15 protein-coding genes are annotated in these 23,916 nt (G+C 74.7%); 8 read left to right on the top strand and 7 right to left on the bottom strand.

The features are described 5' to 3' along the window. The first annotated feature begins 117 nt into the window (after nucleotides 1-117). Nucleotides 118-2,733: a Fe(3+)-hydroxamate ABC transporter permease FhuB gene (gene fhuB, locus LRS74_RS03645; protein WP_277739614.1), complete on the top strand. Its 2,616-nt coding sequence runs from the start codon at nucleotides 118-120 to the stop codon at nucleotides 2,731-2,733. A 107-nt stretch (nucleotides 2,734-2,840) separates the two neighbouring features. Next, complete coding sequence (gene fes, locus LRS74_RS03640; protein WP_277739613.1) at nucleotides 2,841-4,070, top strand: enterochelin esterase; 1,230 nt, start codon at nucleotides 2,841-2,843, stop codon at nucleotides 4,068-4,070. 540 nt (nucleotides 4,071-4,610) lie between these two features. Here fes and LRS74_RS03635 read toward each other — a convergent pair. Then, complete coding sequence (locus tag LRS74_RS03635; RefSeq protein WP_277739612.1) at nucleotides 4,611-6,149, bottom strand: DHA2 family efflux MFS transporter permease subunit; 1,539 nt, start codon at nucleotides 6,147-6,149, stop codon at nucleotides 4,611-4,613. A gap of 14 nt (nucleotides 6,150-6,163) precedes the next feature. Then, a complete protein-coding gene (locus LRS74_RS03630) occupies nucleotides 6,164-14,050 on the bottom strand; it encodes a non-ribosomal peptide synthetase (RefSeq protein WP_277739611.1) in 7,887 nt (2,628 codons plus the stop codon). Nucleotides 14,051-14,202: 152 nt separating this feature from the next. Here LRS74_RS03630 and LRS74_RS03625 point away from each other — a divergent pair, with 152 nt between their 5' ends. Then, on the top strand, nucleotides 14,203-15,420 hold the full coding sequence (locus tag LRS74_RS03625; RefSeq protein WP_277739610.1) for an amidohydrolase: 1,218 nt from the start codon (nucleotides 14,203-14,205) through the stop codon (nucleotides 15,418-15,420). Nucleotides 15,421-15,652: 232 nt separating this feature from the next. On the opposite strand, the gene LRS74_RS03620 is transcribed toward LRS74_RS03625, so the two are convergent. Next, nucleotides 15,653-16,645, bottom strand: coding sequence for an ABC transporter substrate-binding protein (locus tag LRS74_RS03620; protein WP_277744580.1), 993 nt, complete (start codon nucleotides 16,643-16,645; stop codon nucleotides 15,653-15,655). 199 nt (nucleotides 16,646-16,844) lie between these two features. Between LRS74_RS03620 and LRS74_RS03615 the strand changes: the two genes are divergently transcribed. Beyond that, complete coding sequence (locus LRS74_RS03615) at nucleotides 16,845-17,642, top strand: ABC transporter ATP-binding protein (protein WP_277739609.1); 798 nt, start codon at nucleotides 16,845-16,847, stop codon at nucleotides 17,640-17,642. Nucleotides 17,643-17,681: 39 nt separating this feature from the next. Here the strand turns inward: LRS74_RS03615 and LRS74_RS03610 are convergent, their stop codons facing one another. Both LRS74_RS03610 and LRS74_RS03605 read right to left on the bottom strand, forming a co-directional pair. Beyond that, nucleotides 17,682-18,296 (bottom strand): CGNR zinc finger domain-containing protein, encoded by a 615-nt coding sequence (locus LRS74_RS03610; protein ID WP_277739608.1) that lies wholly within the window; start codon nucleotides 18,294-18,296, stop codon nucleotides 17,682-17,684. A gap of 127 nt (nucleotides 18,297-18,423) precedes the next feature. After that, entirely contained in the window at nucleotides 18,424-19,911 is a 1,488-nt protein-coding gene (locus LRS74_RS03605; RefSeq protein ID WP_277739607.1) for a hydroxylase, read from the bottom strand. Between the two features lie 131 nt (nucleotides 19,912-20,042). On the opposite strand from LRS74_RS03605, the gene LRS74_RS03600 reads away from it, so the two are divergent. The 3 genes from LRS74_RS03600 (at nucleotide 20,043) to LRS74_RS03590 (ending at nucleotide 22,018) form a co-directional block, all read left to right on the top strand. Further along, nucleotides 20,043-20,867 carry an acyltransferase gene (locus LRS74_RS03600; protein WP_277739606.1) on the top strand — a complete coding sequence of 275 codons (825 nt, stop codon included), beginning with the start codon at nucleotides 20,043-20,045 and terminating at the stop codon, nucleotides 20,865-20,867. A gap of 342 nt (nucleotides 20,868-21,209) precedes the next feature. Next, nucleotides 21,210-21,419 (top strand): hypothetical protein, encoded by a 210-nt coding sequence (locus LRS74_RS03595; protein WP_277739605.1) that lies wholly within the window; start codon nucleotides 21,210-21,212, stop codon nucleotides 21,417-21,419. A 44-nt stretch (nucleotides 21,420-21,463) separates the two neighbouring features. Further along, nucleotides 21,464-22,018: a YbaK/EbsC family protein gene (locus LRS74_RS03590; RefSeq protein ID WP_277739604.1), complete on the top strand. Its 555-nt coding sequence runs from the start codon at nucleotides 21,464-21,466 to the stop codon at nucleotides 22,016-22,018. A gap of 187 nt (nucleotides 22,019-22,205) precedes the next feature. Here the strand turns inward: LRS74_RS03590 and LRS74_RS03585 are convergent, their stop codons facing one another. Together LRS74_RS03585 and LRS74_RS03580 are read right to left on the bottom strand one after the other, a co-directional pair. Beyond that, nucleotides 22,206-22,706 (bottom strand): GNAT family N-acetyltransferase, encoded by a 501-nt coding sequence (locus LRS74_RS03585; protein WP_277739603.1) that lies wholly within the window; start codon nucleotides 22,704-22,706, stop codon nucleotides 22,206-22,208. Nucleotides 22,707-22,746: 40 nt separating this feature from the next. Continuing rightward, entirely contained in the window at nucleotides 22,747-23,154 is a 408-nt protein-coding gene (locus LRS74_RS03580) for a CoA-binding protein (RefSeq protein ID WP_277739602.1), read from the bottom strand. An 88-nt stretch (nucleotides 23,155-23,242) separates the two neighbouring features. On the opposite strand from LRS74_RS03580, the gene LRS74_RS03575 reads away from it, so the two are divergent. Next, the gene (locus LRS74_RS03575) at nucleotides 23,243-23,869 is read left to right on the top strand and encodes a YigZ family protein (protein WP_277739601.1); all 627 of its coding nucleotides are present in this window, start codon (nucleotides 23,243-23,245) and stop codon (nucleotides 23,867-23,869) included. Nucleotides 23,870-23,916: the final 47 nt, after the last annotated feature.

Here is a 23,916-nt window from a genome sequence, read left to right as displayed (position 1 = left end):
TTGTTTCGTGAATGTCCGTCTCCTGTTTAATTTTTGACGGTGTATCGACCTCGATTGATAGAAGATCACGGATGCGCATGGGGTGAGCTGGGCTGATGGTTAGGCTAGCCTTACCTTATGACCTTGCCGCGAGTGGGCCCGAAGACTCAGGACGGGCAGCCGGATGACCGCGCCGCCCCGGCGGCCAGCGCCGCCTTGGACGTCCCCGTCCCAGGGCGAGCCGCCGCCCCGGAGATCGCGGACGAAGGCCCGGCCGGGGGACCGGACGAAGGCCCGCGCGGTGGCGCCGGGGCCCGCACCGTACGGGTCGCCACCCTCGCGCTCACCGCCACCGTCCTGGTCCTCACCGCGCTGTCGCTCTCCATAGGGGCCGGCGAGGTCGGCCCCGGGCAGGTGATGGCCTACCTGTTGGATCGCGGTGGTGCTCGCGCCGACGCCCGACTCGACCTGGTCGTCGGCGATCTGCGGCTGCCCCGCACCCTGACCGCGCTGCTGGTGGGTGCCGCGCTCGGCGTCGCGGGCTGTCTGCTCCAGGCCGTCACCCGCAACCCGCTCGCCGAGACCGGGCTGCTCGGCGTCAACGCGGGCGCCTCGCTCGGCGTGGTGGCGGGCATCGCCTTCCTCGGCGCCGAGACCGGATACGCCTATCTGGTCTGCGCGTTCGGCGGCGCCGTCGTCGCCAGCGGGCTGGTGCTGCTCATCGCCGGCCGCGGTGGCGGCTCGCCGATGCGGCTGGTGCTCGCGGGCTCCGCGCTCGGCGCCACCTTCGGCGGCCTCACCAGCGTGATCGTGGTCAACTCCGCGGAGACCTATGACAGGTTCCGCTTCTGGGTGCTCGGCTCGCTCGCCGGCGTCGAGGGGTTCGGCGAGCTGAAGCGGCTCGCCCCGGTGCTCGTCGCCGGGTTCCTGGTCGCCCTGCTGGTGGCGCGCCCGCTCTCCGCCCTCGCCCTCGGTGACGACCTCGCCCGCGGGCTGGGGCACCGGCCGCCGGTCATCCGGACGGTGGTGGCCGTCGGCGTCACCCTGCTCACCGCCGCCGCCGTGGCGCTGGCCGGGCCCATCTCCTTCCTCGGGCTGCTCGCCGGATTCCTCGCCCGCGCGGTCGCCGGCCCCCGGCTGAGCGCCCGCCTCCTGCTCTCCGGGCTGATCGGCGCCGGCGTGCTGACCACCGCGGACATCCTCGCTCGCGTCGTCTCCCGGCCGTTCGAGGCCCCCGTCTCCGTCATCGTCGCCCTCATCGGCGCCCCCGTCCTCATCGGCATCGTCCGCTCCCGCCAGTTCGCCGCCCTGGGGCTGACCGAGCCGGCGACGGAGGACGGCCCCGCGGGCGGCGGTCGTCCCACGGCGCTCCGTCGCCTCACGGCGCGGTGCCTCCCGGCACGGTTCCAGCCGGGGCGGTCCCTCCCGGCGCGCCGGGGGCGACCGGCCGCCACGGCGGCGGTCGTGAAGGCGTCCGGGGTGGAGGCGTCCGGGGCGGGGGCGCCTGGAGTCGAAGCGCCTGGAGCCGAGGCGAAGCCCGACGCTGCGGTACCGGGTCTGGTGACGCCCGTGGTTGGGGCGACGTCCTGTGTCGAGGCGCCCGGGACCGAGGCGTCTGGGACCGAGGCACTTGGAGGCGCGACACCCGGGGTTGGGGCGCGCGCTGTTCAGGCGTCCGGCGGTGCCGTGCCCGCTCGGGAGACGCCCGATGCCGTTCGACCGCCGGACAGCCTGCTGCTGCGGCGCGGCCCGCTGTCGCTCCTGGTGCCGCGCCGGGCCGCCGTCGCCGTGCTGATGCTGGCCGCGCTGCTCACCGCGACCGTGGTGCTCTCCGCGTACGCCGGCCAGAGCGATATGAGCGTGAGCCGGACGTTCCGGGCCGTCTTCGGCTACGGGGACCACTTCGACGTGCTGCTGGTGCAGGAGTTCCGGCTGGGGCGGATCGTGGCGGGGCTGGCGGCCGGAGCCGCCCTGGGGCTCGCGGGCTGCCTCACCCAGACCCTGGCCCGCAACCGGCTCGCCACCCCGGAACTGCTGGGCGTCAACGACGGCGCCACGGCGGCCGTCCTGCTGTCGGTCTCGCTCAGCGCGAGCGGGACCTTCGGCGCCTGGTGGGCGGGTCCGCTGGGCGCGCTGGCGGCCGTGCTCGTGGTCACCACCGTCTCCGGCGGACTCGGCCAGCGCGGCTACCGGGTGCTCGTGGTCGGCATGGCGATGTCGGCGCTCGCCTCGGCCGCCACCCAGGTCGTTCTCTCCCGCCGCTCCCTCAACTCGGCCAGCTCCCTCTACGTATGGACCTCCGGCAGCCTCAACGGCCGCGGCTACGGCGTCGCCGGGCCCGTCCTCATCGGGCTCGCCGTGCTCGTGCCGCTCACCCTGGCGGTCGCGCGCAACCTGGGCGTGCTGCGGTTCGACGACGCCACCTCCGCCTCCCTCGGCGTCAACCCGGGCCGCACCCGCACCATCTGTCTCGCCCTGGCCGTCGCGCTCGCCGGCCTGGCCGTCGGCATCTGCGGTCCGGTCGGGTTCGTCGCCCTGGCCTCGCCCGTGATCGCCTCGCGGTTGGCCGGCCCGCTTCGGGTGCCGGTCATCGGCTCGATGCTGGTCGGCGCCACGCTCGTGGTGCTCGCCGACACCCTGGGCCGGATCGCGTTCGACGGGGTGGAGATCCCGGTGGGCGTGGTCACGACCGTACTGGGCGGACCGTTCCTGCTGTGGGTGCTCCTCGGCCGCTCCGCCGCCACCCGCGTCTGACCCTCCCACCCGCGTTGGCCGCTCCGACCGCGCCTGACGCCTCCCCTCGCGACTGACCCCCGAAACTCACCCCCTCCCCGTCCCCGTCCCCCTGTGAAGGAGACTCCGTGCCGAGCCCTGTGCTGAGCCCCGCGCTGCGCGCCCTGGCCGACGCCGTACGCACCGGAACACCCCGCGCGGAGGAGGAGTTCTGGCGGCACGTCGAGACCACCGGAACCCCGCTCGTGGAGCCCGATCCCGACGGCGATCCGGCCCGCCGGCTGGTCACGTTCCTCTGGCGGGACGACCCGGACCGCCCGGCCGGCGACGTGCTGGCGCTGCTGCACACCGTCACGGACAAGGACCGGCACGCGGGCGACCTGGTGCCCCACCTGATGACGCGGCTGCCCGGCACCGGCGTCTGGGCGATCGGCCACCGGCTGCGCGCCGACCACCGCGCCTCCTACCAGTTCTACGTCTCCCACGGTCCGCGCGAGGAGGCGCTCCGCGCCGACCGGGCGTCCTGGCGACGCGTCCTGGACCTGGCCCTGCCCGATCCCTTCAACTCCGACCCGCCGCTTCCGGCGCGCGACGGGCGCCACCCCGCGTCCGTGATGGCGCTGGACGAGGCGCCTCCACAGCCCTGGACGGCACGCCGCGCCGACCCGGCCCGCGGCACCCACAGGGACGAGGAGTTGGACGGGCGGCGGGTCACCGTCCATCTGCCCGCCGGCCACCGGGCGGACGGCGGACCCTACCCGGTGGTGGTGCTGCTGGACGGCGAGATGTGGGGGCCGGTGCTCGGCGTGGGCGACACCCTCGACAACCTCCTCGCCGACGGCCGTATTCCCCCCACCGTCACCCTTCTGGTGGATTCCATGGGCCGTCGCCACGAGGACCTCTCCTGCTCCGACGCGTTCGTCGACTGGCTCGCCGACCGCCTGCTGCCCTGGGCGGCCCGGCAGCACGCCGCGGACGAGGACCCGGAGCGCACGGTGATCGCCGGCCAGAGCGCCGGCGGACTCACCGCCGCGTTCGCCGCGTACCGCAGGCCCGAGCGGTTCGGCAACGTGCTCGCGCAGTCCGGCTCCTTCTGGTGGCCGGACGACGAGGCGTCCGAGAGCGGCGGGGAGTGGCTGACCGGCCGCTACGCGGCCTGCGAGCGGCTGCCGGTCCGCTTCCACCTGGAGGTGGGGCTCCAGGAGTGGATGCTGCTCGCGCAGAACCGTCGGCTGCGCGACGTCCTGCGCGAGCGCGGATACGACCTGACCTACGAGGAGTTCAACGGCGGGCACGACTACGCGTGCTGGCGCGGCGGCCTCGCCAGCGGACTGGCCGGGCTGTTGGGCAGCTCGTAGCAGCCGCTTAGCAGGCGACTCGGCGCAGCCGCTTAGCAACTGTCCTATCGCCGGCAGCCGTCGATCGGACCGGAGGGCGTGCCCTCCGGCCGGGGAGGCGTGTCAGGGGACGGCGGACAGCCGCCTGACCAGGCCGCGGTACGGGAGGAAGACCGGGGTGGTCTCCTCCGCCGCGCGTTCCGGCGCACCCTCGAAGGCATGTCGTCGGCACGTTCCCGGGCGGCCTCCGCGCCCTCCGTGGTGCGCCGGTCCGCGGTGAAGCACCGCGCGGTCGCCTCGCGCGGCTCAACGGAGCGATGGCGCGCGGAGCGGCAGGGCGGCCCGGCGGTGTGGACCGCCTTGATCGCACTGCCGAGGCTCTCGATGGGGCCCGACCGGGGCCGGCTGGGGCCGGCTGGGGCGGCCGGGAGTCCCGGCCGCCCCAGCCCCTCCTGGCGTCGTTCGGGTGGATCGGGGCTGTACAGCAGGACCGGCCGCCGCACGGGCCAGCCCCCCCCGCGTCGTTCGGGTCGATCCCCTGCCACGGCGGGGGGACCACCGTCAGGCGGACGTCACCGACGTGTGCTCGGGCGGCCCACCGCCGTTCCCCGGACCGTCTGCCTCGTCTGGACCGTCTGGTTCTCCCAAGCCGTGTGCCGCGGCCGGGCTGCGCGCCTCGACCGGCCTCCCGCCCTCCTCCGCGCCCTCGTCCGCGCTCGCGCCCTCGCCCTCATCCTCGAAGGGCGGCGGCTCCGGCGCGGCGACGGGCAGCCGCAGCGCCGCGAGCGCGCCCAGCGCGACCAGGCCGGCGGTGACCCAGATCGCCGTACGGAAGGGGCCCGGGTCGACGGCGCCGTCCCCGTGCCCGCCGATCACGGCGGCGCAGGCGGCGATGCCGAACGCCCCGCCCAGCGTGCGGACGATGGTGAACAGGCCCATCGCCTGACCGGTGTCGGCTGGCGAGACGTCGGCGAATCCGGCGATCTGCACCGTGAGCACCGCCGTGCCCAGCACCAGGCCCACGGCGAACATCAACGCCCGCACGGTCCACGCTTGCTCCGCCACCCCGGGGGCGGCCAGCGCGGCGAAGACGCCGGCCGCCAGCAGCAGGGCGGGCACGGCCAGCCGGCGCGGGCCCAGCCGGGGCAGCAGCCGGTCCACCACCTGGGAGGCCAGCATCAGCCCGACGGCCTCCGGGAAGACGCTCAGTCCGGCGTCGAGCGCCGACGCCCCCAGCGCCGCCTGGTACAGCAGCGGGAAGACGAAGAGCACACCCATCAGCCCGGCCGAGGTGAGCAGCGCCAGGGCCGTCGCCGCGCCGAACACCCGGTCCGCCAGCAGCCGTACCCGCAGCAGCGGCTCCGGCACCCGCCACTGGTGGACGGCGGCCGCGCTCAGCAGCGCGACGCCGAGGAGGCCGCAGGCCGCCACGCCCGGCTGCGTCCAGCCTCGCGACGGGCCGAACCCGAGGGCGTAGGTGAGCAGCCCGAGCGCCGGGGTGGCCAGCCAGAAGCCGGTCCGGTCGAACGGGCCGGCGGTCCCCTCCACGTGCTCGCGCAGCCCCACCGCGCCCAGGACCACCGCGGCCAGTCCGATCGGCACGTTGACGAAGAACAGCCAGTGCCAGGAGAGGTGTTCGGTGAGGAAGCCGCCGAGCGGCGGGCCGAGTGCCGGCATCAACGCCGTCGGCACGATCAGCACCTTGGACAGCGAGATCCGCTCGTGCGGCGGCACGGCCCGGAACAGCAGCGTCATGCCCACCGGGGTGAGCAGCCCGCCCGCCAGCCCCTGCACGGCGCGCGCCCCCACCAGGGTGGTCAGGTCCTGGGCCAGCCCGCAGGCCGCGGAGGCCGCGGTGAAGGCCGCCAGCGCGCCGAGGAAGACCCGCTTGGTGCCGTACCGGTCGCCGAGCCAGCCGGCGACCGGCAGCGCCACCGCGAGGGCGACGAGGAACGCCGTCTCGACCGTGTTGGCGGCCGAGACCGGCTGGTCCAGGTCGCCGGCGATGGTGAACAGCGCCGGATTGACGATCGTCGAGTCCAGGCCGTTCATGCACATCGCGGCCGTGTAGACGAGGACGACGACGGTGCGCGGTCTCATCGGTCCCGCGAGTCTCATCGGTCCCGCTCCAGTCCGGTCAGGTGGTCGGCGATCACGGCGGCGATGTGCGCGATCGGCTCGGGCAGTGTCATGTCCTTGTGCGAGCAGGCCACGTTCGTGTTCCGTATCCGGCCGGAGACATAGGGGGCCCATGTCTCGGGGGTGAGGGTGTCGTCGATGGTGTCGACGGTGGCCCGGAAGAAGAGCACGTCCCCGTCGAAGACGCGGTGGTCGAAGCCCCGCACCAGGTGGTTGGTGTTGAGGTAGATCTCGCCGAGCGCCTCGATGGTGGCCGCGTCCAGGCTGGCCAGCGGGGAGCCCTCGCGGCGCAGCACCTCCACCACGTGCTCGGCCTCCAGGGGCTTGCCCTCCAGGCTCTCGAGCCCGTAGCCGCCCATGGCCAGCAGGGATTCCATCGCCTCCGCGCGGTCGGGCACCGGAAGGTCGCGGAAGCCCTCGGCGGGGTAGGCGTCGAGGATGGCGAGGAGCTCGACCTCCGCGCCCAGGTCACGCAGCCGGGTGGCCATGGCCTGCGCGATGATGCCGCCCGTGGACCAGCCCAGCAGCCGGTACGGGCCGGTCGGCTGCACCTCGCGTATCCGGTCGACGTAGTGCCCGGCGAGCTCCTCCAGGGTGCCCGGCAGCGGCTTGTCCGCGGTGGCCGGGCCCACGCCCTGCGCCTGGATCCCGTAGATCGGCACATCGGCCGGCAGATGGCGGATCAGTCCGGCGTAGCACCAGCTCAGTCCGCCCGCCGGGTGGACGCAGTACAGCGGTGCCCGGTCGCCCGCGCGGGCCGGCCGCAGCGGCAGCAGCACGTCGAGCGGATCCGTCGCCCGCTCGCCGTTGAGCTCCGCGTCGACCGCCTCGGCCAGCGCGGCGACCGTCGGGGCCTGGAAGACGGTGGAGATGGAGATCTCCGCCCCGAGGGCGGCGCGCGCCCGCGCGGCGAGCCGCACCGCCAGCAGCGAATGCCCGCCCAGGTCGAAGAAGTTGTCCGTCACCCCGACCCGGGGCACGCCCAACACATCGGCGAAGATCGCGCACAGCTGCTCCTCGCGCGGACCGCGCGGAGGTCGACCGTCGGCGGTGACGGCGGCACCGAAGTCGGGCGCGGGCAGCGCCCTGCGGTCCAGCTTGCCGTTGGCGGTCAGCGGCAGCCGGTCCAGCAGGACGACGGCCGACGGCACCATGTGTACGGGCAGTTCGGCGGCCGCGTGCTCGCGCAGCGCCGCCGGCGTGGTCTCGCGCGCCGGCACCGCGTAGCCGACCAGCCGCTTGTCGCCGGGGGTGTCCTCGCGGACGACGACGGCGGCGTCCGCCACGTCCGGGTGCTCGGCCAGCACCGCCTCGATCTCGCCCAGCTCGATCCGGAAGCCGCGGATCTTGACCTGGTGGTCGGCACGGCCGAAGTACTCCAGAGCGCCGTCGGCGCGCCGCCTGGCGAGGTCCCCGGAGCGGTACATCCGCGCCCCGCGCTCGCCGAAGAGGTGCGCGAAGGGATCGGCGACGAAGCGCTCCGCGGTGAGCGCGTGCCGCCCCAGGTAGCCGCGCGCCAGGCCCTCGCCGGCCACGTACATCTCGCCGGTCACCCCCGGCGGCACCGGCTCCAGGTGGTCGCCCAGGACGTAGACCCGCAGGTCCGGGATGGTCACGCCGATGGTGCTGGACGACGCGGCGGCGGCCGTGGCCTCGTCCAGGGCGATGTACGACACATGCACGGTGGTCTCGGTGATGCCGTACATGTTCACCAGCGTCGGCGCGTCGTCCCGGTGCCGCTCGTACCAGTCGGCGAGCCGGCCCAGCTCCAGCGCCTCGCCGCCGAAGACGACGTAGCGCAGCGCGAGCCCGCTGCCCGGGCGCTCCCGGTCGGCGGCACTGAGCTGGTAGAACGCGGACGGTGTCTGGTTGAGCACGGTGACCCGTTCGGTCGCCAGCAGCTCCAGGAACGCGGCCGGGTCGCGGCTGACCAGGTGCGGCACGACGACGACCCGGCCGCCGTACAGCAGCGCGCCCCACAGCTCCCACACCGAGAAGTCGAAGGCGTAGGAGTGGAACAGCGTCCACACGTCGTCGGGGCCGAAGCCGAACCAGTGGTCGGTGGCGGACAGCAGCCGGGTCACGTTGTGATGGGTGACGACGACGCCCTTGGGCCGGCCGGTGGAGCCCGAGGTGTAGATGACGTACGCGGCGTCCCGCGGGAGCAGCGGGCGGGTGCGCTCGTCCTGGGAGAGCGGCCCGTCGGCGAACCCCGAGACATCCGTGGCGTCCACGGTGACCAGGGGCAGCGCATGGGCGGCGGCGGGCAGCCGGGGCGCGGTCGCGGTGTCGGTGACGACGGCGGCCGGGGCGGCGTCGTCGAGCATGTACGCCAGCCGGTCGGACGGGTAGTCCGGGTCCAGCGGCAGATAGGCGGCGCCGGAGAGGGAGACCGCGAGCAGCCCCGTGACGAGGTCCGGTGACCGGGGCAGCGCGAGCGCCACGATGGATCCGGGGCCGATGCCGCGGGCGGCCAGCAGCCTGGCCAGACGGTGCGCCCGCGCGGACAGCTCCGCGTAACTCATCGCCTCCTCGCCGCAGGTCACGGCGGTGCGCTCGGGGTGGAGGCGAGCGGCTTCGGCGTACCGCGCGGCGAGCGTTGTGGGCGGGGCCGGAGGCGCGGCGTCCGGGGCGGAGGCCGGCTCGGACGCCGGCTCGGAGTCCGCGCTCGCGCGGGCGGCGGTGTCGGCGGTGTCGGTCGTGGCCGTGCTCGTGGCGGGCGCGGAAAGCTTCGTGGGGCGGGGCGTGTTGGCGTCGACCAGGACGTTCCGCCGCTCCTCCGCGCCGAGCAGCGGCAGCCGCCCGATCGGGGTGTCGGGGGCGGCCGCGGCGGCGGTGAGCAGCCGGGTCAGCCGCTCGGCGAGGCCCTGGGCGGTGGCGCGCTCGAACAGGTCGGTGCGGAACTCCAGGAATCCGGCGATCGTCCCGTCGGACCGCTCCCCGGCGTTGAGGGTGAGGTCGAACTTCGCCGTGCCGGACGGGACGGCCGCCATGCGCGCCGTCAGCGGGGGACCGTCCGCAGGCCCCATCGTGAACTCCGCGTCCGGCAGCGACTGCCAGGCGAGCATCACCTGGAACAGCGGGTGACGGCCCAGCGAGCGCGGCGGGTTGAGCTCCTCCACCAGTCGGTCGAAGGGCAGCGCGTCGTTCTCGTACGCGGCCAGGGTGGCGGCGCGCACCCGGCCGAGCAGATCGCGGAACGCGGGGGCGCCGGAGGTGTCGGTGCGCAGCACGAGCGTGTTGGTGAAGAAGCCGACGAGGTCGGCGGTGGCGTCGTCGGCGCGGCCCGCGACCGGGGTGCCGATCGGGATGTCGGTGCCGCAGCCGTGCCGGGTGAGCAGCGTGGCGAGGCCGGCCTGCACCGCCATGAAGACGCTGGTGCCCGTGGCGCGCGCGAGTCGGCTCAGCGCCGCGGTCGTCGCCGCGTCCAGGTGGAACGGCACGGTGTCGCCGGCGTACGAGGCGACGGCCGGGCGGGGCCGGTCGGTGGGCAGCTCCAGCTGGTCGGGCAGGCCGGCCAGGGCCTGCTTCCAGTGCGCCGACTGGGCCTTGGCCAGCGGAGTGGGCGCGTCCGCTGGGCCGAGGAGACGTTCCTGCCACGCGGTGTGGTCGACGTACTGAACGGCGAGCGGCGCGAGGTCGCGCGCGCTGTAGAAGGCGGCCAGGTCGCGGGCGAGCGGGGTGGTGGAGGCTCCGTCGCCGGCGATGTGGTGCAGCAGCAGGAGCAGCGTGTGCCGCTCGGCGGAGTCGCTGAACAGCGTGGCGCGTAGCGGGGGTTCGGCGGCCAGGTCGAAGCAGTACCGCACGGCGTCGGCGAGGGTGGCTCCGGGCGGGGCGTCGTGAAGCGTCGGTCGGGCCTGCTCCGGGGAGAGGATCCGCTGGTAGGGCTCGTTTCCGTCGGCGTTGTCAGTGGTCGGGTATACGGTTCGTAGTGACTCGTGACGCTCCGTGAGGCGGTGCAGGGCGAGCCGCAGCGCGTCACGGTCGAGGGGCCCGGTGAGGGAGAGGACGAGGGGGATGTTGTAGGTGGGGCTGGGGCCTTCGAGTCGGTGCAGGAACCAGAGCCGCTTCTGGGCGGGGGAGAGGGGGAGTCGTTCGGTGCGGGGGACGGGCACGAGCACGGGAGCCTCGCCGCCGTCCGCGGTGGGGGCCGAGCCGGCCGCGTCGGCGCCGGCTCCGGCGCGGCCGCGGTCGCGCAGCAGGGTCGCGAGCGCGTCCGGAGTGGCGTGCCGGAAGACGTCGGCGATACCGATCGGGGTGTCGAAGGACTCCCGTATGCGGGCGGCCAGCCGTCCGGCGAGCAGCGAGTGGCCGCCCAGGTCGAAGAAGCCGGCGTCGGCCGAGGGGGTCTGCTCCAGGTCCAGGACATCGGCGAACAGCCCGCGGAGGATGTCCACGTGCGGGGAGCGCGGCGCGGCGGCCGCGTCTTTGGTGGCGCCCGTCGCTCGGCTCCCGGCGGGGGAGTCCGGGGCCGGGTCCGGCAGCGCGCGGACGTCGAGCTTGTCGTTGGCGGTGCGCGGCAGCGCGTTGAGCAGCGTGACGGTGGCCGGCACCATGTGCGCCGGCAGCGTCTCGGCGAGATGGGCGCGCAGCGCCGCAGGGGTGACGGCCGGGCGGGCGCTCCCGGCGGTCTGCCCGGCGGGGGGCCGCCCGGCGCCGCCGGCCGACGCGCCGGTGTCCGTGGCGAGGGCGAGGCCGTCGGTGCCCGGGAGGGGGACGCGGGTGTCGGTGGGGTGGCCGAGGGCGCCGACGTCCGAGGTGGGCGCTTCGGTGTCCGTGGCCGGTGTGCCGGTGTCCGTGACGGGTGTGCCGGTTTCCGTGGCGGGGTCGAGGACGGGCACCGCATAGGCGAGCAGCCGCTTGCCGTGCGGGGTGTCACGGGCGATCACGGCGGCCTGGGCCACGGCCGGATGGGCGGCCAGCCGGGCCTGGATCTCGCCGAGTTCGATCCGGAAGCCGCGGATCTTGACCTGGTCGTCGGCGCGGCCGAGGAACTCCAGGGTGCCGTCGACACGCCGTCGGACCAGGTCGCCGGTGCGGTACATCCGGCCGCCGGGATCGCCGTGCAGGGCGCCGAACGGGTCGGCGGTGAACCGTTCGGCGGTCTGCCCCGCGCGGTGGAGATAGCCGCGGGCCAGACAGGCCCCGGCCACATACAGCTCTCCGACGAACCCGGGGAGCGTGGGACGGAGGGAGGAGTCGAGCACATACACGCGGGAGCCGCGCACGGGGCGCCCGGTCACCCGGCCGGGCGCTTGGGGATCCGCTTCGGCGGTGTGCGTCGGGTCGGTGTCAGCGGGGTCAGCGGGGTCAGGGGTGGCCGCGCGACCGTCGCGCGCGGCGTCCGGTTCCGTGCCGGGCACCGAGGCCGGCAGCCAGTAGTAGGCGTCCACGGTGGTCTCGGTGGGGCCGTACAGGTTGACGGGGTGGAGTCCGGGTGTCCCGGCCAGCCGTTCCCACAGCGGCGCGGGCACGGCCTCACCGCCGACGACCAGCACGGCGGGGCGGTGTCGGTCGTCGTCCAGCAGGCCCTCGGCGAGGAGCGCCTCGGTGTAGGAGGGGGTGGTGTCCAGATAGTCCACGCGCTGCTCGTCGACGTACCGGGCGAGCGCGGCCGGGTCGCGGTAGGCCGCGTCGTCGAGCAGGTGCAGCTCGTGCCCGTGGACCATCCACAGCAGCGGGTCCCAGGAGGCGTCGAAGGCGAAGGAGGCGGTGTGAGCGATCCGTAGCCGGTCCCGACCGGTGCGGGCGAGCGCGGGCGCGATGTGGTCGGTGCCGTGCCCCGCGTGCAGATTGGCCAGGGAGGCGTGGCTGACGACGACGCCCTTGGGGCGGCCGGTGGAACCGGAGGTGTGGATGATGTAGGCGGCCTGCTCCGGGGCGGGTGCCGGGTGCGGTGGGGTGGCCGGGCGGTCGGCGAGCGCGGCCCGGGTGTCCGGGGCGTCCAGGGCGACGGTGGGCAGGGAGTGCTGCGGCAGCCCGGCCAGAGCCTCGGTGGTGCCGACCACGCAGCCGGGTCGGGCGTCGGCCAGCACGGCCTCCGTGCGGGCGGCGGGGTGTTCCAGGTCCAGCGGCTGGCAGACACCGCCCGCCCGCAACACGCCGAACAGCGCCACCACCGTGTCCACGCCGCGCGGCAGGGCGAGCGCGACGGGCGTCTCGGCGCGCACGCCGAGCCCCCTCAGGTGGTGCGCGAGCCGGTTGGCGGCCGCGTCCAGCTCGGCGAAGGTGAGCCGGTCGGCGCCGCTGTGGACGGCCGTCGCCTCGGGCGTGCGGGCGGCCTGCTCCGCCAGCAGCTCAGGCAGCGTCCGTCCGGTCGGGGGCTCGCTCCGTCCGGTGGTGGCCTGGTGAACGGCGGGCGGGTCGAGCAGGTCCACCCCGCCCACCGGCCGGTGCGGCGCGTCGCGCAGCAGCGCGGACAGACCGTCGAGGTAGGCCAGCAGCCCGTGTTCATGGGCGGCGAGCGCGGCGTCGTCATAGCGGGCCGGGTTGGCGTCCAGGCCCAGCCGCAGGCCGCCGTCCCCGGTGGGCGAGACGGTGACGGACAGGTCCTCGACCGGTCCGGCGGCGAGGTTGCGCACCGTGCCGGTCAGTCCGCCGAAGTCGAGGTCGCCCTCGAAGGGCTTGATGTTGACCATGGGCCCGGTCAGCATCTGGTCCGCGGCGGTGAGACCGAGGTCGCGCCGAAGGTCGGCCTGCGGGTAGCGCTGATGGCGGCGGACCGCGCGCACCTCCAGCACCACCCGGCGCAGCAGTTCCGCCGCGGTGTCCTGGGGCCGCACGGAGAGGCGCAGCGGGAGCACGTTCACCGTCATGGCCGGCGTGCGCAGGGCCGCCGGGCCGCGCCGGTTGGACAGCGGCAGCCCGAGCACCACGTCCTGGCTGCCGGTGATCCGGTGCACATAGCCGGCGGTGGCCGCGATGAGCAGCTCCGCCCAGGTCGCCTTCGCGGCGCGGGCCGCCTCCTCCAGGCGCGCCAGCGTGCCGGCGGGCAGGGTGAGGGCTCTACGCCGGGGGGCGTGGTGCCGCGGCCCCCGAACGGCCGGGACCACAGCGACCGACGCGGTGGTTCCGGCCGGTTCGGTCGTTCCGGCGCCGTGGGGTCGGGTCCCGTGCGGTGGCTGACCGTCCGCCGGGGCACCACGCCGGGCGGCGCCCTCGGGGCGACCCGGGTCGGGGGAGTCCTCGCCGTCCGCCCCGGGGGTGTCCAACCGGTGCCGGGCCGGGGCGAGCGCGGGGGCCAGGGTGGCCGGCTCGGGGCGGTCCGCCAGGCGGTCGCGCCAGAACTCCCAGTCGGCCGTGCACTGTTCACCGCCCAGGTACGCCGTCTCCTCGGCGGTCAGGTCGCTCAGCGCCGCGAACGAGCTCTCGGCGGGCTCCCGACCGGCGGCGAGCGCGGTGTAGACCTCGGCCGTCCTGCGCCCCAGCAGTTGGAGCGCGTAGGCGTCGACGGCGAAGTGGTGGACGCGCTGGTACCACCAGTGGCGGTCGTCGGCGACCCGGATGAGTGCCTGCGTCACCAGGTCCGTTCCGCCGGTGAGGTCGACCGGGCGGGCCAGGTCGGCCCGCATCCACGCCTCGGCGGCCTCCGACGGTCGGTCGGCGTCGCGCACGTCGAGCCGGTGCAGCCGCCACTCCGGGTCCGGCACGACCAACTGGACGGGGGTGCCTCCGTCGTCGGCGACGCGCAGGGACAGGGTCTGGGCCTCGGCGGTGGTGCGCCGCAGCGCCTGCTCGAACAGCGCTTCGTCCAGGGGGCCTTGGAGCTCCACGCAGTCCGCGGTGTTGAGCGCGGTGCTGTCCGGATCGAGTTGCTGGGCGTACAGGACTCCGGCCTGTGCGGCAAGCAGCGGAAGACGCATGTGTGGGAACTCCCGGTGGACGAGAACGGTCTGCGACACCGGACACATCGGTGACGCAAACTTAGGTAAGCCTAAGTTATCTTGCGCTATGCCGCGAGGGTGCGACCGCCCCTCCGCGAGCCGACCGATCCATCCGTTGAAGGGGACCAGTCATGACCGGAGTCGAGCGGGCCACGGCCGTCGAGGCCACGGAGAGCGGCGGTGGCGTCGTCGCGAAACCCGCCGCACCGCCCACCGCGCCCAGCACGCTCAAGGACGCGATACGGGACCGGGTGGCCGTGCACCGGCCCGCGCTGCTGGACCTCAGTCGCCGCATCCACGCGCATCCCGAGGTGGCCTTCGCCGAGCACCGCGCGGCGGCCTGGTGCGCCGAACTGCTCGCCGCCCAGGGCTTCGCCGTGACGGCACCGGCGTACGGCCTGGAGACCGCGTTCGGCGCCACCGTGGGAAGCGGGCCGGTCACCGTCGCCATCGCCTGCGAGTACGACGCGTTGCCGGGCCTCGGTCACGCCTGTGGCCACAACCTGATCGCGGCCGCGGGCGTGGGCGCCGCCCTGGGCCTCGCCCCCTATGTGGACGAACTCGGCCTGACCGTAAGGGTGCTGGGCACCCCGGCGGAGGAGCGCGGCGCGGGCAAGGCCCTGCTGTTGGAGGCCGGCGCTTTCGAGAGGGTGGACGCGGCGATGATGGTGCACCCCTGCCCCTTCGACGTCGCCGACTTCCGCTCGTTCGCGCTCGGCACCCTCTCCGTGGCGTACACCGGCCGCGCCGCGCACCCCAGCCTCAACCCGCACGAGGGCCGCAACGCCGCCGACGCCCTGACGGTCGCCCAGGTCGCCCTCGGCCTGCTGCGCCAGCAACTGCCCCCGCACTGGCGGGTGCACGGAGTCACCACGAGCGCGGGCACCGCTCCGAATGCGATCCCGGACCGGGCCACCGCCGAGTACGAGATCCGCGCCCTGGCCGCCGAGGACCTGCGCGAACTGCGCGAGCGGGTCGAAGCCTGCTTCCGCGCGGGCGCGCTGGCGACGGGCTGCGAGGTCACCCTCACCCGTCCCGAGCCCGACTACCTGGACTTCCGCTCCGACCCCGCCCTCACCACCCTGTGGCGGGCCAACGCCCGTGCGCTGGGCCGGCCCGAGCCGGAGGCCCGGGAGCCGTTCGCCTGCACGGACATGGGCAACGTCTCGCACGCCGTGCCGTCCATCCACCCGGTCCTGGACATCACCGGTGGGGCCTGCGGCCCGCACGAGCCGGAGTTCGCCGCGGCCGCCCTGGGGGCCGCGGCGGAACGGGCGCTGATCGACGGCGCGGTGGGGATGGCGTGGACGGCCGCGGACTTCGCGGCCGCCCGATCCGTCGGCGGTTGATCGTCGGGGCGGTGCCGTCGGGACGCACCGTCAGGTCATGCTGGACGTACGGTTGGACGTGCCGGTCTGCGGGTTGCCGACGTGCCCGGTCGGGGCGCTGCCCCGGTCGGCCGCCGCCGGCAGGTGCCGGACGTGCCGTCAGGAGTGCTGGCGGGCGTGCGGACAGTTGTGCGGGCGGGGTGCCGTCAGGGCTTGCCGGTCGGTACGCGTCCGTACATGCCCGTACGCGTCGTCAGGACTTCGTGAGCGCCTTGGTGATGTCCTCCATCACGACCCGGCTGGCCAGCGGCCCGCCGCGGGTCGACCAGACGGAGCCGTCGACGGTCACGGCGTGGCCCTCCTTCACCGCGGTCAACTCCTTGTAGGCGGGCTTCTCCTGAACGTCCTTCAGGGCCTTCTCGCCGTCCGAGGTCAGGGTGGAGAGGAACAGCCAGTCGCCGTCGATCTCGTTGATCTTCTCCAGGCTGAGCGGCGGGGTGTGCGCGTTGCCGTCCTTGTTCTGGGCCTTGGGCCGCTTGAGGCCCATGTCCAGGGCGACCCCGCTGGCGAACTGCTTCTTCTCCATCCAGCTCGGGCCGTCGGGGTTCCAGCGCACGATGCTGACCTCGGCGCCCTTGTCGGCACCCAGCTTCGCGCCCGCCGCCTTGGCGTCGGCCTCGTAGTCGGAGATGACCTTGTTGGCCTGGTCCAGCTTGTTCACGGCGTTGGCCACGCCGCGGAAGGAGAGCTTCCAGTCGTCCGCGGGCGCCATGGTGACCAGCGTCGCCGGGGTGATCTCGCGCAGTTGCTTGAGCACCTGCTCGTCCTGCATGTCGCCGGCGAGGATCAGGTCCGGCTTGGCCTTGATGACCTTGTCCATCACCGGCTGCAGCAGATTGCCGACCACCTCGACGTCCTTGACCTTGTCGGCGAGGTACTCGGGCGGCTCGCTGAGCCCCTGGCCGTTGGTGATGCCGACCGGCTCGACGTCCAGCGCCAGGACGGCGTCCAGGTCCTCCTGAGTGAGCGTCACGATCCGCTTGGGCGCCACCGGCACCTCCACCGGCCTGCCGGTGGCGTCCTTCACCGTGCGCGTCTTCGCGCCGTCCTTGCCTCCGCCGTCCGACGCGTCCGAGTCCGAGTCGGAGCCACACCCCGACACCAGGAGCACCGCGGCTCCGAGGGCCGCGAGGGTCCGCGCCGCGCGGCGCGCGGTGGTCGGGCGGAAGGGGTTGAGCAGGGTCATCAACGGCTCCGGCGTCAAGTGGTCAGGGTACGACGGGCTGTTCGCGAACGCTTCACAGTTCCGCCGCAATGGGTAAGGTTAGCCTTACCTTATGCCCTCTGGGCAAGGGTTGCTCCACACTTGTCGCCGCGAACCCTCGGAAACTCCGGCGCGCACGCTGTCCAACCGCCCTCGTCCCCCTTCGGAAAGGCCCGCCACCGTGGAACTCCGCGTCGAGCAGCTCACCGCCGGCTATCCCGGCCATCAGGCCGTCCGGGGCGTCGATCTCGTCGTGCCGTCCGGCCAGGTGGTCGCGGTCGTGGGCCCCAACGGCTGCGGGAAGTCGACGCTGCTGCGCTGCATGGCGCGTCTTCACCAGCCCGACTCCGGGCGGGTGTTCGCCGGCGACGCCGACGTCTGGCGGCTGAACCAGCGCGCCGCCGCCCACCGCATCGCCCTCCTCCCGCAGTCCCCGCAGGCCCCCGAGGCGGTCACCGTGGCCGGGCTGGTGCGGTACGGACGCCATCCGCACCAGGGGCTGTTCCGCCAGTGGTCGCCGGATGACGAGCGGGCGGTGGACCGGGCGCTCAGGGCCACCGGCGTCACCGCGCTCGGCGACCGCCGGCTGGACCAGCTCTCCGGCGGCCAGCGGCAGCGCTGCTGGTTGGCGATGGCGCTCGCCCAGGAGACCCCCGTCCTGCTGCTGGACGAGCCGACCAGCGCGCTCGACATCGGTCACGCCGTCGAAGTCCTCGACCTGGTCCGGGAGATCGCCGCGGAGGGCAGGACGATCGTCATGGTCCTGCACGACCTTGCCGCCGCCGCGCGCTACGCCGACTCCGTGGTCGCCATGCGGGACGGTCGCGTCGTCGCCGCCGGCCCGCCCCGCGAGATCGTCGACGCCGCCCTGGTGCGGGAGCTCTACGGCATCGAGGCGGAGATCCTCACCGCGTCCGCGGACGGAGCGCCGGTGGTGGTGCCGGGCGTGCGCGCGTCGGGCTCCGCCCCGGCGGGGTGACCCGGGAGGGGCCGGCCGGGCGCCGGGCCGCGCGGTGGCTCAGGCGAGCTGGATGGTGGTGGTGGACGCGTTGGCCCGCTTGCGCTCGCGGTGCCGGTTGACCTTGTGCCGGTTGCCGCACATCCCCATCGAGCACCAGATCGCGGAGTGGTTGCGGGAGTAGTCGTAGAAGACCCAGGCGCAAGCGGGGTTGCGGCAGATCTTCAACCGCTCCCAGCTCCCGTCCCGCTGGGCGTCGTGCACCAGCGTCAGCAGGTGACCGACCAGCCGCTCGACGCGGGTGCCGACCGGCTCGAAGCGGATCCGCCCCTCGTGGTCGGTGCGGACGATGTAGCGGGTCGCGGCGGCCAGCTGCTCGATCCAGACCGCGGCATGGCTCCGGTCGGTCGCGTCCTCGTCGGCGAGCACCAGCTCGCGCAACGCCGTACGGAGTGAGGCCAGGGTGGTCAGCTCGGCGGGGAGCATCGCCTGTCGGGCCGGTGCGCCCTGCCGGTCGAGCCGCAGCCCGATGGATTCCAGCCAGTGGGGCGCCTGGGCGGGGTCGGTCAGCTCGTCCGTGCCGCGACCGACGTGCAGCGAGTTGAGGAAGTCCTGGACGGCTACGAGCGGCCGCGGGGCGTGCGCGACGTCGGATGGGGATCCCGGATTCGGCATGGGGCGCCTCCTGTGCCGGGTGGACACCACTGTTAACCCTTGACAGGTTACCCCCGCCGGCCCCGCTCGGCGGCTTCTTCTTATATCTCCGCAGGTCAGGCGGGGTGCGCGCACATCGGGCGCCGGTTCAGCGGGGCGTCCCCTCCACCCGCGGTGGCGGGCCGACGAGCCCCCGGCGGCGCGGCAGAGCCACGGTGCGCAGCGCGACCGCGGGGGCCAGCAGCCGGCTCGGCGACGCGGTCAGATAGGTGATGTCACGGAACGCGGCCCCGACGGTACGGTCGATCACCGCGCGGTCCGCGAGTCGGCCGAAGTACCAGGTCGCGAGCCGTTCGGCGGCGCTCGGCGGGGTGGCGTCGGCGTCCGCGGCGAACGGTCGGTCCGCCCCGACGGCGGTCAGCCAGGCGGTGTCGCCGGACCGCGCGACGGCCCGCTGTGCCGCCGCGGCGAAGCCGGGCCGGTCCGGGCGCGGGCCGCTCCGGGACCGGAGCAGTCGGCTCAGCGCGACGGCGCTCAGCGCCGCGACCGACATGCCCTGTCCGTAGATCGGGTTGAAGGTGCAGGCGGCGTCCGAGACCGCGATGAAGCCCTCCGGGACGCCCCCGGGCGCCTGGTAGAAGCGGCGCCGATTGGCGGTGTCGAAGAAGCCGAACGGCGGGGAGACCGGCTCGGCGGTCTTCAGGTGGTCGTGCAGATGAGGTTCGCCGTAGGCCCCGACGTAGTCCAGCACCGCCGCCATGCCATCCGCCCCGACGCCGGTGGGCGGGTGCTGGCCGCGCACCCCGGACAGCGTCAACAGCCAGATTCCGTCCTCGACCGGAAACCACGCCGCCCCGCGCGGGAACCCCGGTTCCGGTTGCAGTGCCACGGCCGCGTCGAGCGGCTCGACGGGTCGGAACGCCTGCGTGGTGTAGCCGATCCCGGCGTCGATGATCTCCTCGCGCGGCGCCGGCCGCCCCAGCTCCGCGAACCACCGCGGCGCGCGCGAGCCGCGTCCGGAGGCGTCCACGACGAGCGTGGCGGGCAGCTCCCGCTCCTCCGCGCCGCCGGCGCCCCGGCGACCCCGCTCCCCGAGGACGTCCCCCGACACTCCCACCGCCGCCTCCGGGGCGCCGTGCCGGCTTGGCCCGCCCGCGCGGGAACGGATCCGGACGCCGGTGACCCGCTCGGGACCGCCCAGCAGCCCGACGGCCTCGCTGGCCTGCACCACCTCCACGCGCGTGCGGGAGCGCGCCGCGGCGGCCAGCACCCGGCTCCGCACGGTCGCGTCCAGCACCGGGCGAGTGCAGGTGATCATCGAGTGCCGCTCCTCGTGGTAGCGGCGCTGCCAGCCGTTCCGGCTGCGCGTCAGCAGATCGCGCGGTATCAGCAGCCGGTGCGCCCCCGCTGCCCTCAGCTCGCCGACCATGCCGGGCAGCAGCTCTTCCAGGGCACGTTGACCGCCGGTGAGGAGGACGTGCAGATGCCTGCCCTGGGGAACGCCCTTGCGGAAGGCGGGTTCCGCCGGATAGCGGTCACGCTCGACGACGGTGACCGTGTCCATGTGCCCTAACAGCGCGGCCGCCGCCAGCATCCCGGCCAGCCCGCCACCCACCACCACCGCGTCGCCGCTCATCGGACTCCCGCCTCCGTCAGCTCCGTGATCGGGCCGCGCCGGGCCCGGCCCCAGCCTGACCATGCTCGGGACGCAGGTCAACCACCCGTCCTGGCCGCGGTCGGGCAGGTGGGTGGGGATACGGTGTGCGGGTGCCGAAGAACCAGAACGTGTTCTCATCCCTCGCGGCCGCGCGGCGCCGCCTGGTCTCCCGCGCGGTCCACCGCGGCTGGCGCTGGCTGCGTGACGCGGGCGCGGTGACCGCCGAACGACCCGGCCCGTACCGCTTCGGCCGGATCGGCGTGGGGACCCGGCTCGCCTTCCCGCTCGGCACCGTCTTCGGCGAACGCTGGATCGAACTGGGCGACTTCTGCATCATCGGGGAACAGGTCACCCTCACCGCCGGCTTCGTGCCCGACCACGAGCTCGGCCCCGATCCGGTGATACGGATAGGCGACGGCGTCGTCCTCGGGCGCGGCAGCCATGTCGTGGCGTCCCAGGAGGTGGTCATCGCCAACGACGTCTACTGCGGCCCCTACGTCTACGTGACCTCCGACAATCACTCCTACGACGACCCCACCCAGCCCATCGGCAGACAGTGGCCGCGCAGCGCCCCCGTCAGCATCGGCACCGGCAGCTGGTTGGGCGCGGGGGCGGTGATACTGCCCGGCGCCCGGCTGGGCCGCAACGTCGTTGTCGCGGCGGGCGCGATCGTGCGCGGAGAGATCCCCGACCACGCGGTCGTCGCCGGCGCGCCCGCCAAGATCGTGCGCCGCTGGGACCCGGAGGCGGGCTGGCAGCCGCCGCTGCGCACCCCGCCGCCGGTGCCGATCCCGGCCGGGATGACCGCCGACCAGCTGCTGGCGCTCGCCGAGCTGGAGGAGTCCGGCGAGGCCGCGGCCTTCGGGGACGTCGGCACCGGCCCGCGCCCCACCGCACCCGCGCGGGGAGACGGCGTCCCCGCCGGCGACCGCTGAGGCGCGGCGGGGGCTCATCCTCGGTGCGGGCCGCTGGGTGGGCCGCCGTCACCGCGTGCTGAGGCGGGCGCCCCGCGCGGGCAGGACCCTGGCCCCATACGCGGCTGGGACCCCGGCCCAACGCGCGGGCGGAAGTCGGCCCAACGCGCGGTCGGGGACTCGGCCCCAGGCTCGGTCGGGCCGGGCGCCGAACCGGGCCCGCGCGGTCGCGCGCACGCCTCGGTGGGCGGCGGCACCGATGGACGCCCGCGCGATGGTGCCGTACGGCCGTCTGCCCAGCGCGATGGCGCTGTACCGCTACCGCCCCGCGCGACGGCGTCGTACAGCCGTCTGCCCAGCGCGATGGCGTCGTACAGCCGTCTGCCCAGCGCGATGGCGCTGTACGGCCGTCTGCCCAGCGTGACGGCGCTGTACGGCCGTCTGCCCAGCGTGACGGCGCTGTACGGCCGCCCGCCCCGCGTGACGGCGCCGTACCGCTACCGCCCCGCGCGACGGCGCCGTACGGCCGGCGTCACGTGCGCCTCGGCCCGCGCGGCGGCTCCCGCACCCTGAGACGGCACTCCGCGCCCCGGGCCGCGGCCGGTAGCTTGGCGGCCATGAGAACGCCCATGGAAGCCTTCACCGACGTCCGGCCCGCCATCGACTGCCTCGACCTGCTCACCGCCCCCGTCGCGGAGGCGCTCCGTGGCTGGAGCGGCGGTGTCCCGGTGACCGAGGTGCGGTACGTCGACACCGACCCGGACAAGGCCGACACCGCCGTCCTCGTGGCCAACTACGGCTCCTGGCTGCTGGAGCAGTCCGCCAACTGCGTCGTGGTCGCCGCCAAGCGGGGCGGGGAGGTGACACTCGCCGCCTGCCTGGTCCTCGCCCACACCCGGGCGGACGTCAACGGCGTGGTGCGTCGTCACTTCGGCGCGCGCAAGGCGTCGTTCGCGCCCATGGAGACCGCGACGGGGGAGACCGGCATGGAGTTCGGCGGCATCACCCCCATCGGCCTGCCCGCCGACTGGCCGCTGCTGGTGGACGCGGCGGTCGCCGACGCGCCGTACGTCCTGATCGGCAGCGGCAGTCGGCGCGGCAAGATCATCGTGCCGGGCAAGGCGCTCGCCGAACTCCCCGGCGCCACGGTGCTGGAGGGTCTGGCGGCCTGACGGGCGGGGCCACTGCCCCGCCTCGCTCCCACCCCGCCTCGGCTTCCGCCCCGCCCCCTCCCGCCTCGGCTCCGGCCCCGCCTCGGCCCCGCCTCGGCCCCGCCTCGGCCCCGCCTCGGCTCCGGCCCCGCCTCGGCCCCGCCTCGGCCCCGCCTCGGCTCCGGCCCCGCCTCGGCTCCCGCCGGCGTCAGCCCGCCCGCTCCAGCCCGCGCCGGGTGAGGTCCAGTGACAGCGCGATGGAATGCTCCGCGAAGCCGAGGCTCCGGTAGAGCCGCTCCGACTCCTCCGAGGCGTGCAGGTCGACGCGGGTGACACCGTGGCCCGCGAACCAGTCCAGCAGGGCCTTGGTCGTCGCCCGCGCGTAGCCGAGGCCCCGATAGCGAGGATCGGTGCAGACCGTGAAGACGAAGGCGAACCGCCCGGTCGGATGGCCGGGCGCGGGCAGCCGCTGCTCCACCCGGCCGATCGCGCAGGCGGCCAGGTGGGCGCCGCCGTCGCGCGGGTCGCCCTCCACCACGAACCCGCCGAGACACGGGCCGTCCTCCGACAGCTGGCGGAACGCGATCTCTCGGGCCGATCGCTCCCAAGCGCCGGGCTCGTCCCGCCCGTTCATCTCCGCGAACATCAGCCGGCGCAGACGGACCAGTTCGGCGGCGTCGGCGGGCAGCGCGGCTCGTATGGGGATCATGGACCGACGCTAGCGCATCCCCCGCGCCGGCCGTCGCGGCTCAGCCCAGGCGCGGCAGCTCGATCGCCGGGCATCGGTCCATCACCATGGCCAGCCCGGCGTCCCGGGTGCGGTGCCACGCCTCCTCGTCGACCACCCCGAGCTGGAACCACACCGCCTTGGCGCCGATCGCCACCGCCTCGTCGGCCACCGCACCCGCCAGGTCGCTGTTGACGAACACGTCGACCACGTCAATGGGAAAGGGGATCTCCTGCAACGAGCGGTACCCCCGCTCGCCGTGCACGGTCTCCGCCGTGGGGTGCACCGGCACGATGCGCTTGCCGTGGCGCTGGAGCACACCGGCCACGCCGTAGGCGGCCCGCCGCTGGTTGGTGGAGAGGCCGACCACCGCCCAGGTGTCGCCGGTGTTCTGGAGGATCTCGCGGATCGTTGCTGGGTCTCCGTACATGACCAGCTCAACCGGGGCCCCGCCCGGACCATTCCCCCACCGGGCGACCGGATCCGGAGTTCCGGCCTCCGGCACGTAGGGTGGCCTGATGCAGGAGCAGTACCAGACGGTCCCGCGCGCGGGCGTGCACGAGATCGAGATCAACAAGTCCCGCTTCATCTGTGCGCTCGCGCCCGCCGCGACCGAGCAGGAGGCGCAGGAGTTCGTGCGGCGGGTCCGCGCCGAGCACCCCACCGCCACCCACAACTGCTTCGCGTACGTCATCGGCGCCGACGGCGGCGTCCAGAAGGCCAGCGACGACGGCGAGCCGGGCGGCACCGCCGGAGTGCCGATGCTCCAGATGCTGCTGCGCCGCGAGGTCCGCTACGTCGTCGCCGTGGTCACCCGCTACTACGGTGGGGTCAAGCTGGGCGCCGGCGGGCTGATCCGCGCCTATGGCGGCGCCGTAGGCGAGGCGCTGGACACCCTGGGCACGATCACCCGACAGCGGTTCCGGCTGGCCACCGTCACCGTCGACCACCAGCGGGCCGGCAAGCTGGAGAACGACCTGAGGGCCACCGGCCGCGCGGTGCGCGAGGTGCGCTACGCGGAGGCCGTCACCATCGAGGTCGGGCTGCCCGAGGCGGACCTCGACGCCTTCCGCGGCTGGCTGGCCGACACCACCGCCGGCACGGCCACCCTGGAGCTGGGCGGCGAGGCGTACGGGGACGCCTGAGCCGGCGCCTCGGCGTCCCGCGGCCCCGACGAGCGGGACGTCCCCGC

The sequence above is a fragment of the Streptomyces sp. LX-29 genome (genome assembly GCF_029541745.1).
In the GTDB taxonomy this organism is placed as follows: Bacteria; Actinomycetota; Actinomycetes; order Streptomycetales; family Streptomycetaceae; genus Streptomyces.
Note: the sequence above shows the minus strand (reverse complement) of the source record. Positions and strands in the feature narration are given on the sequence as shown.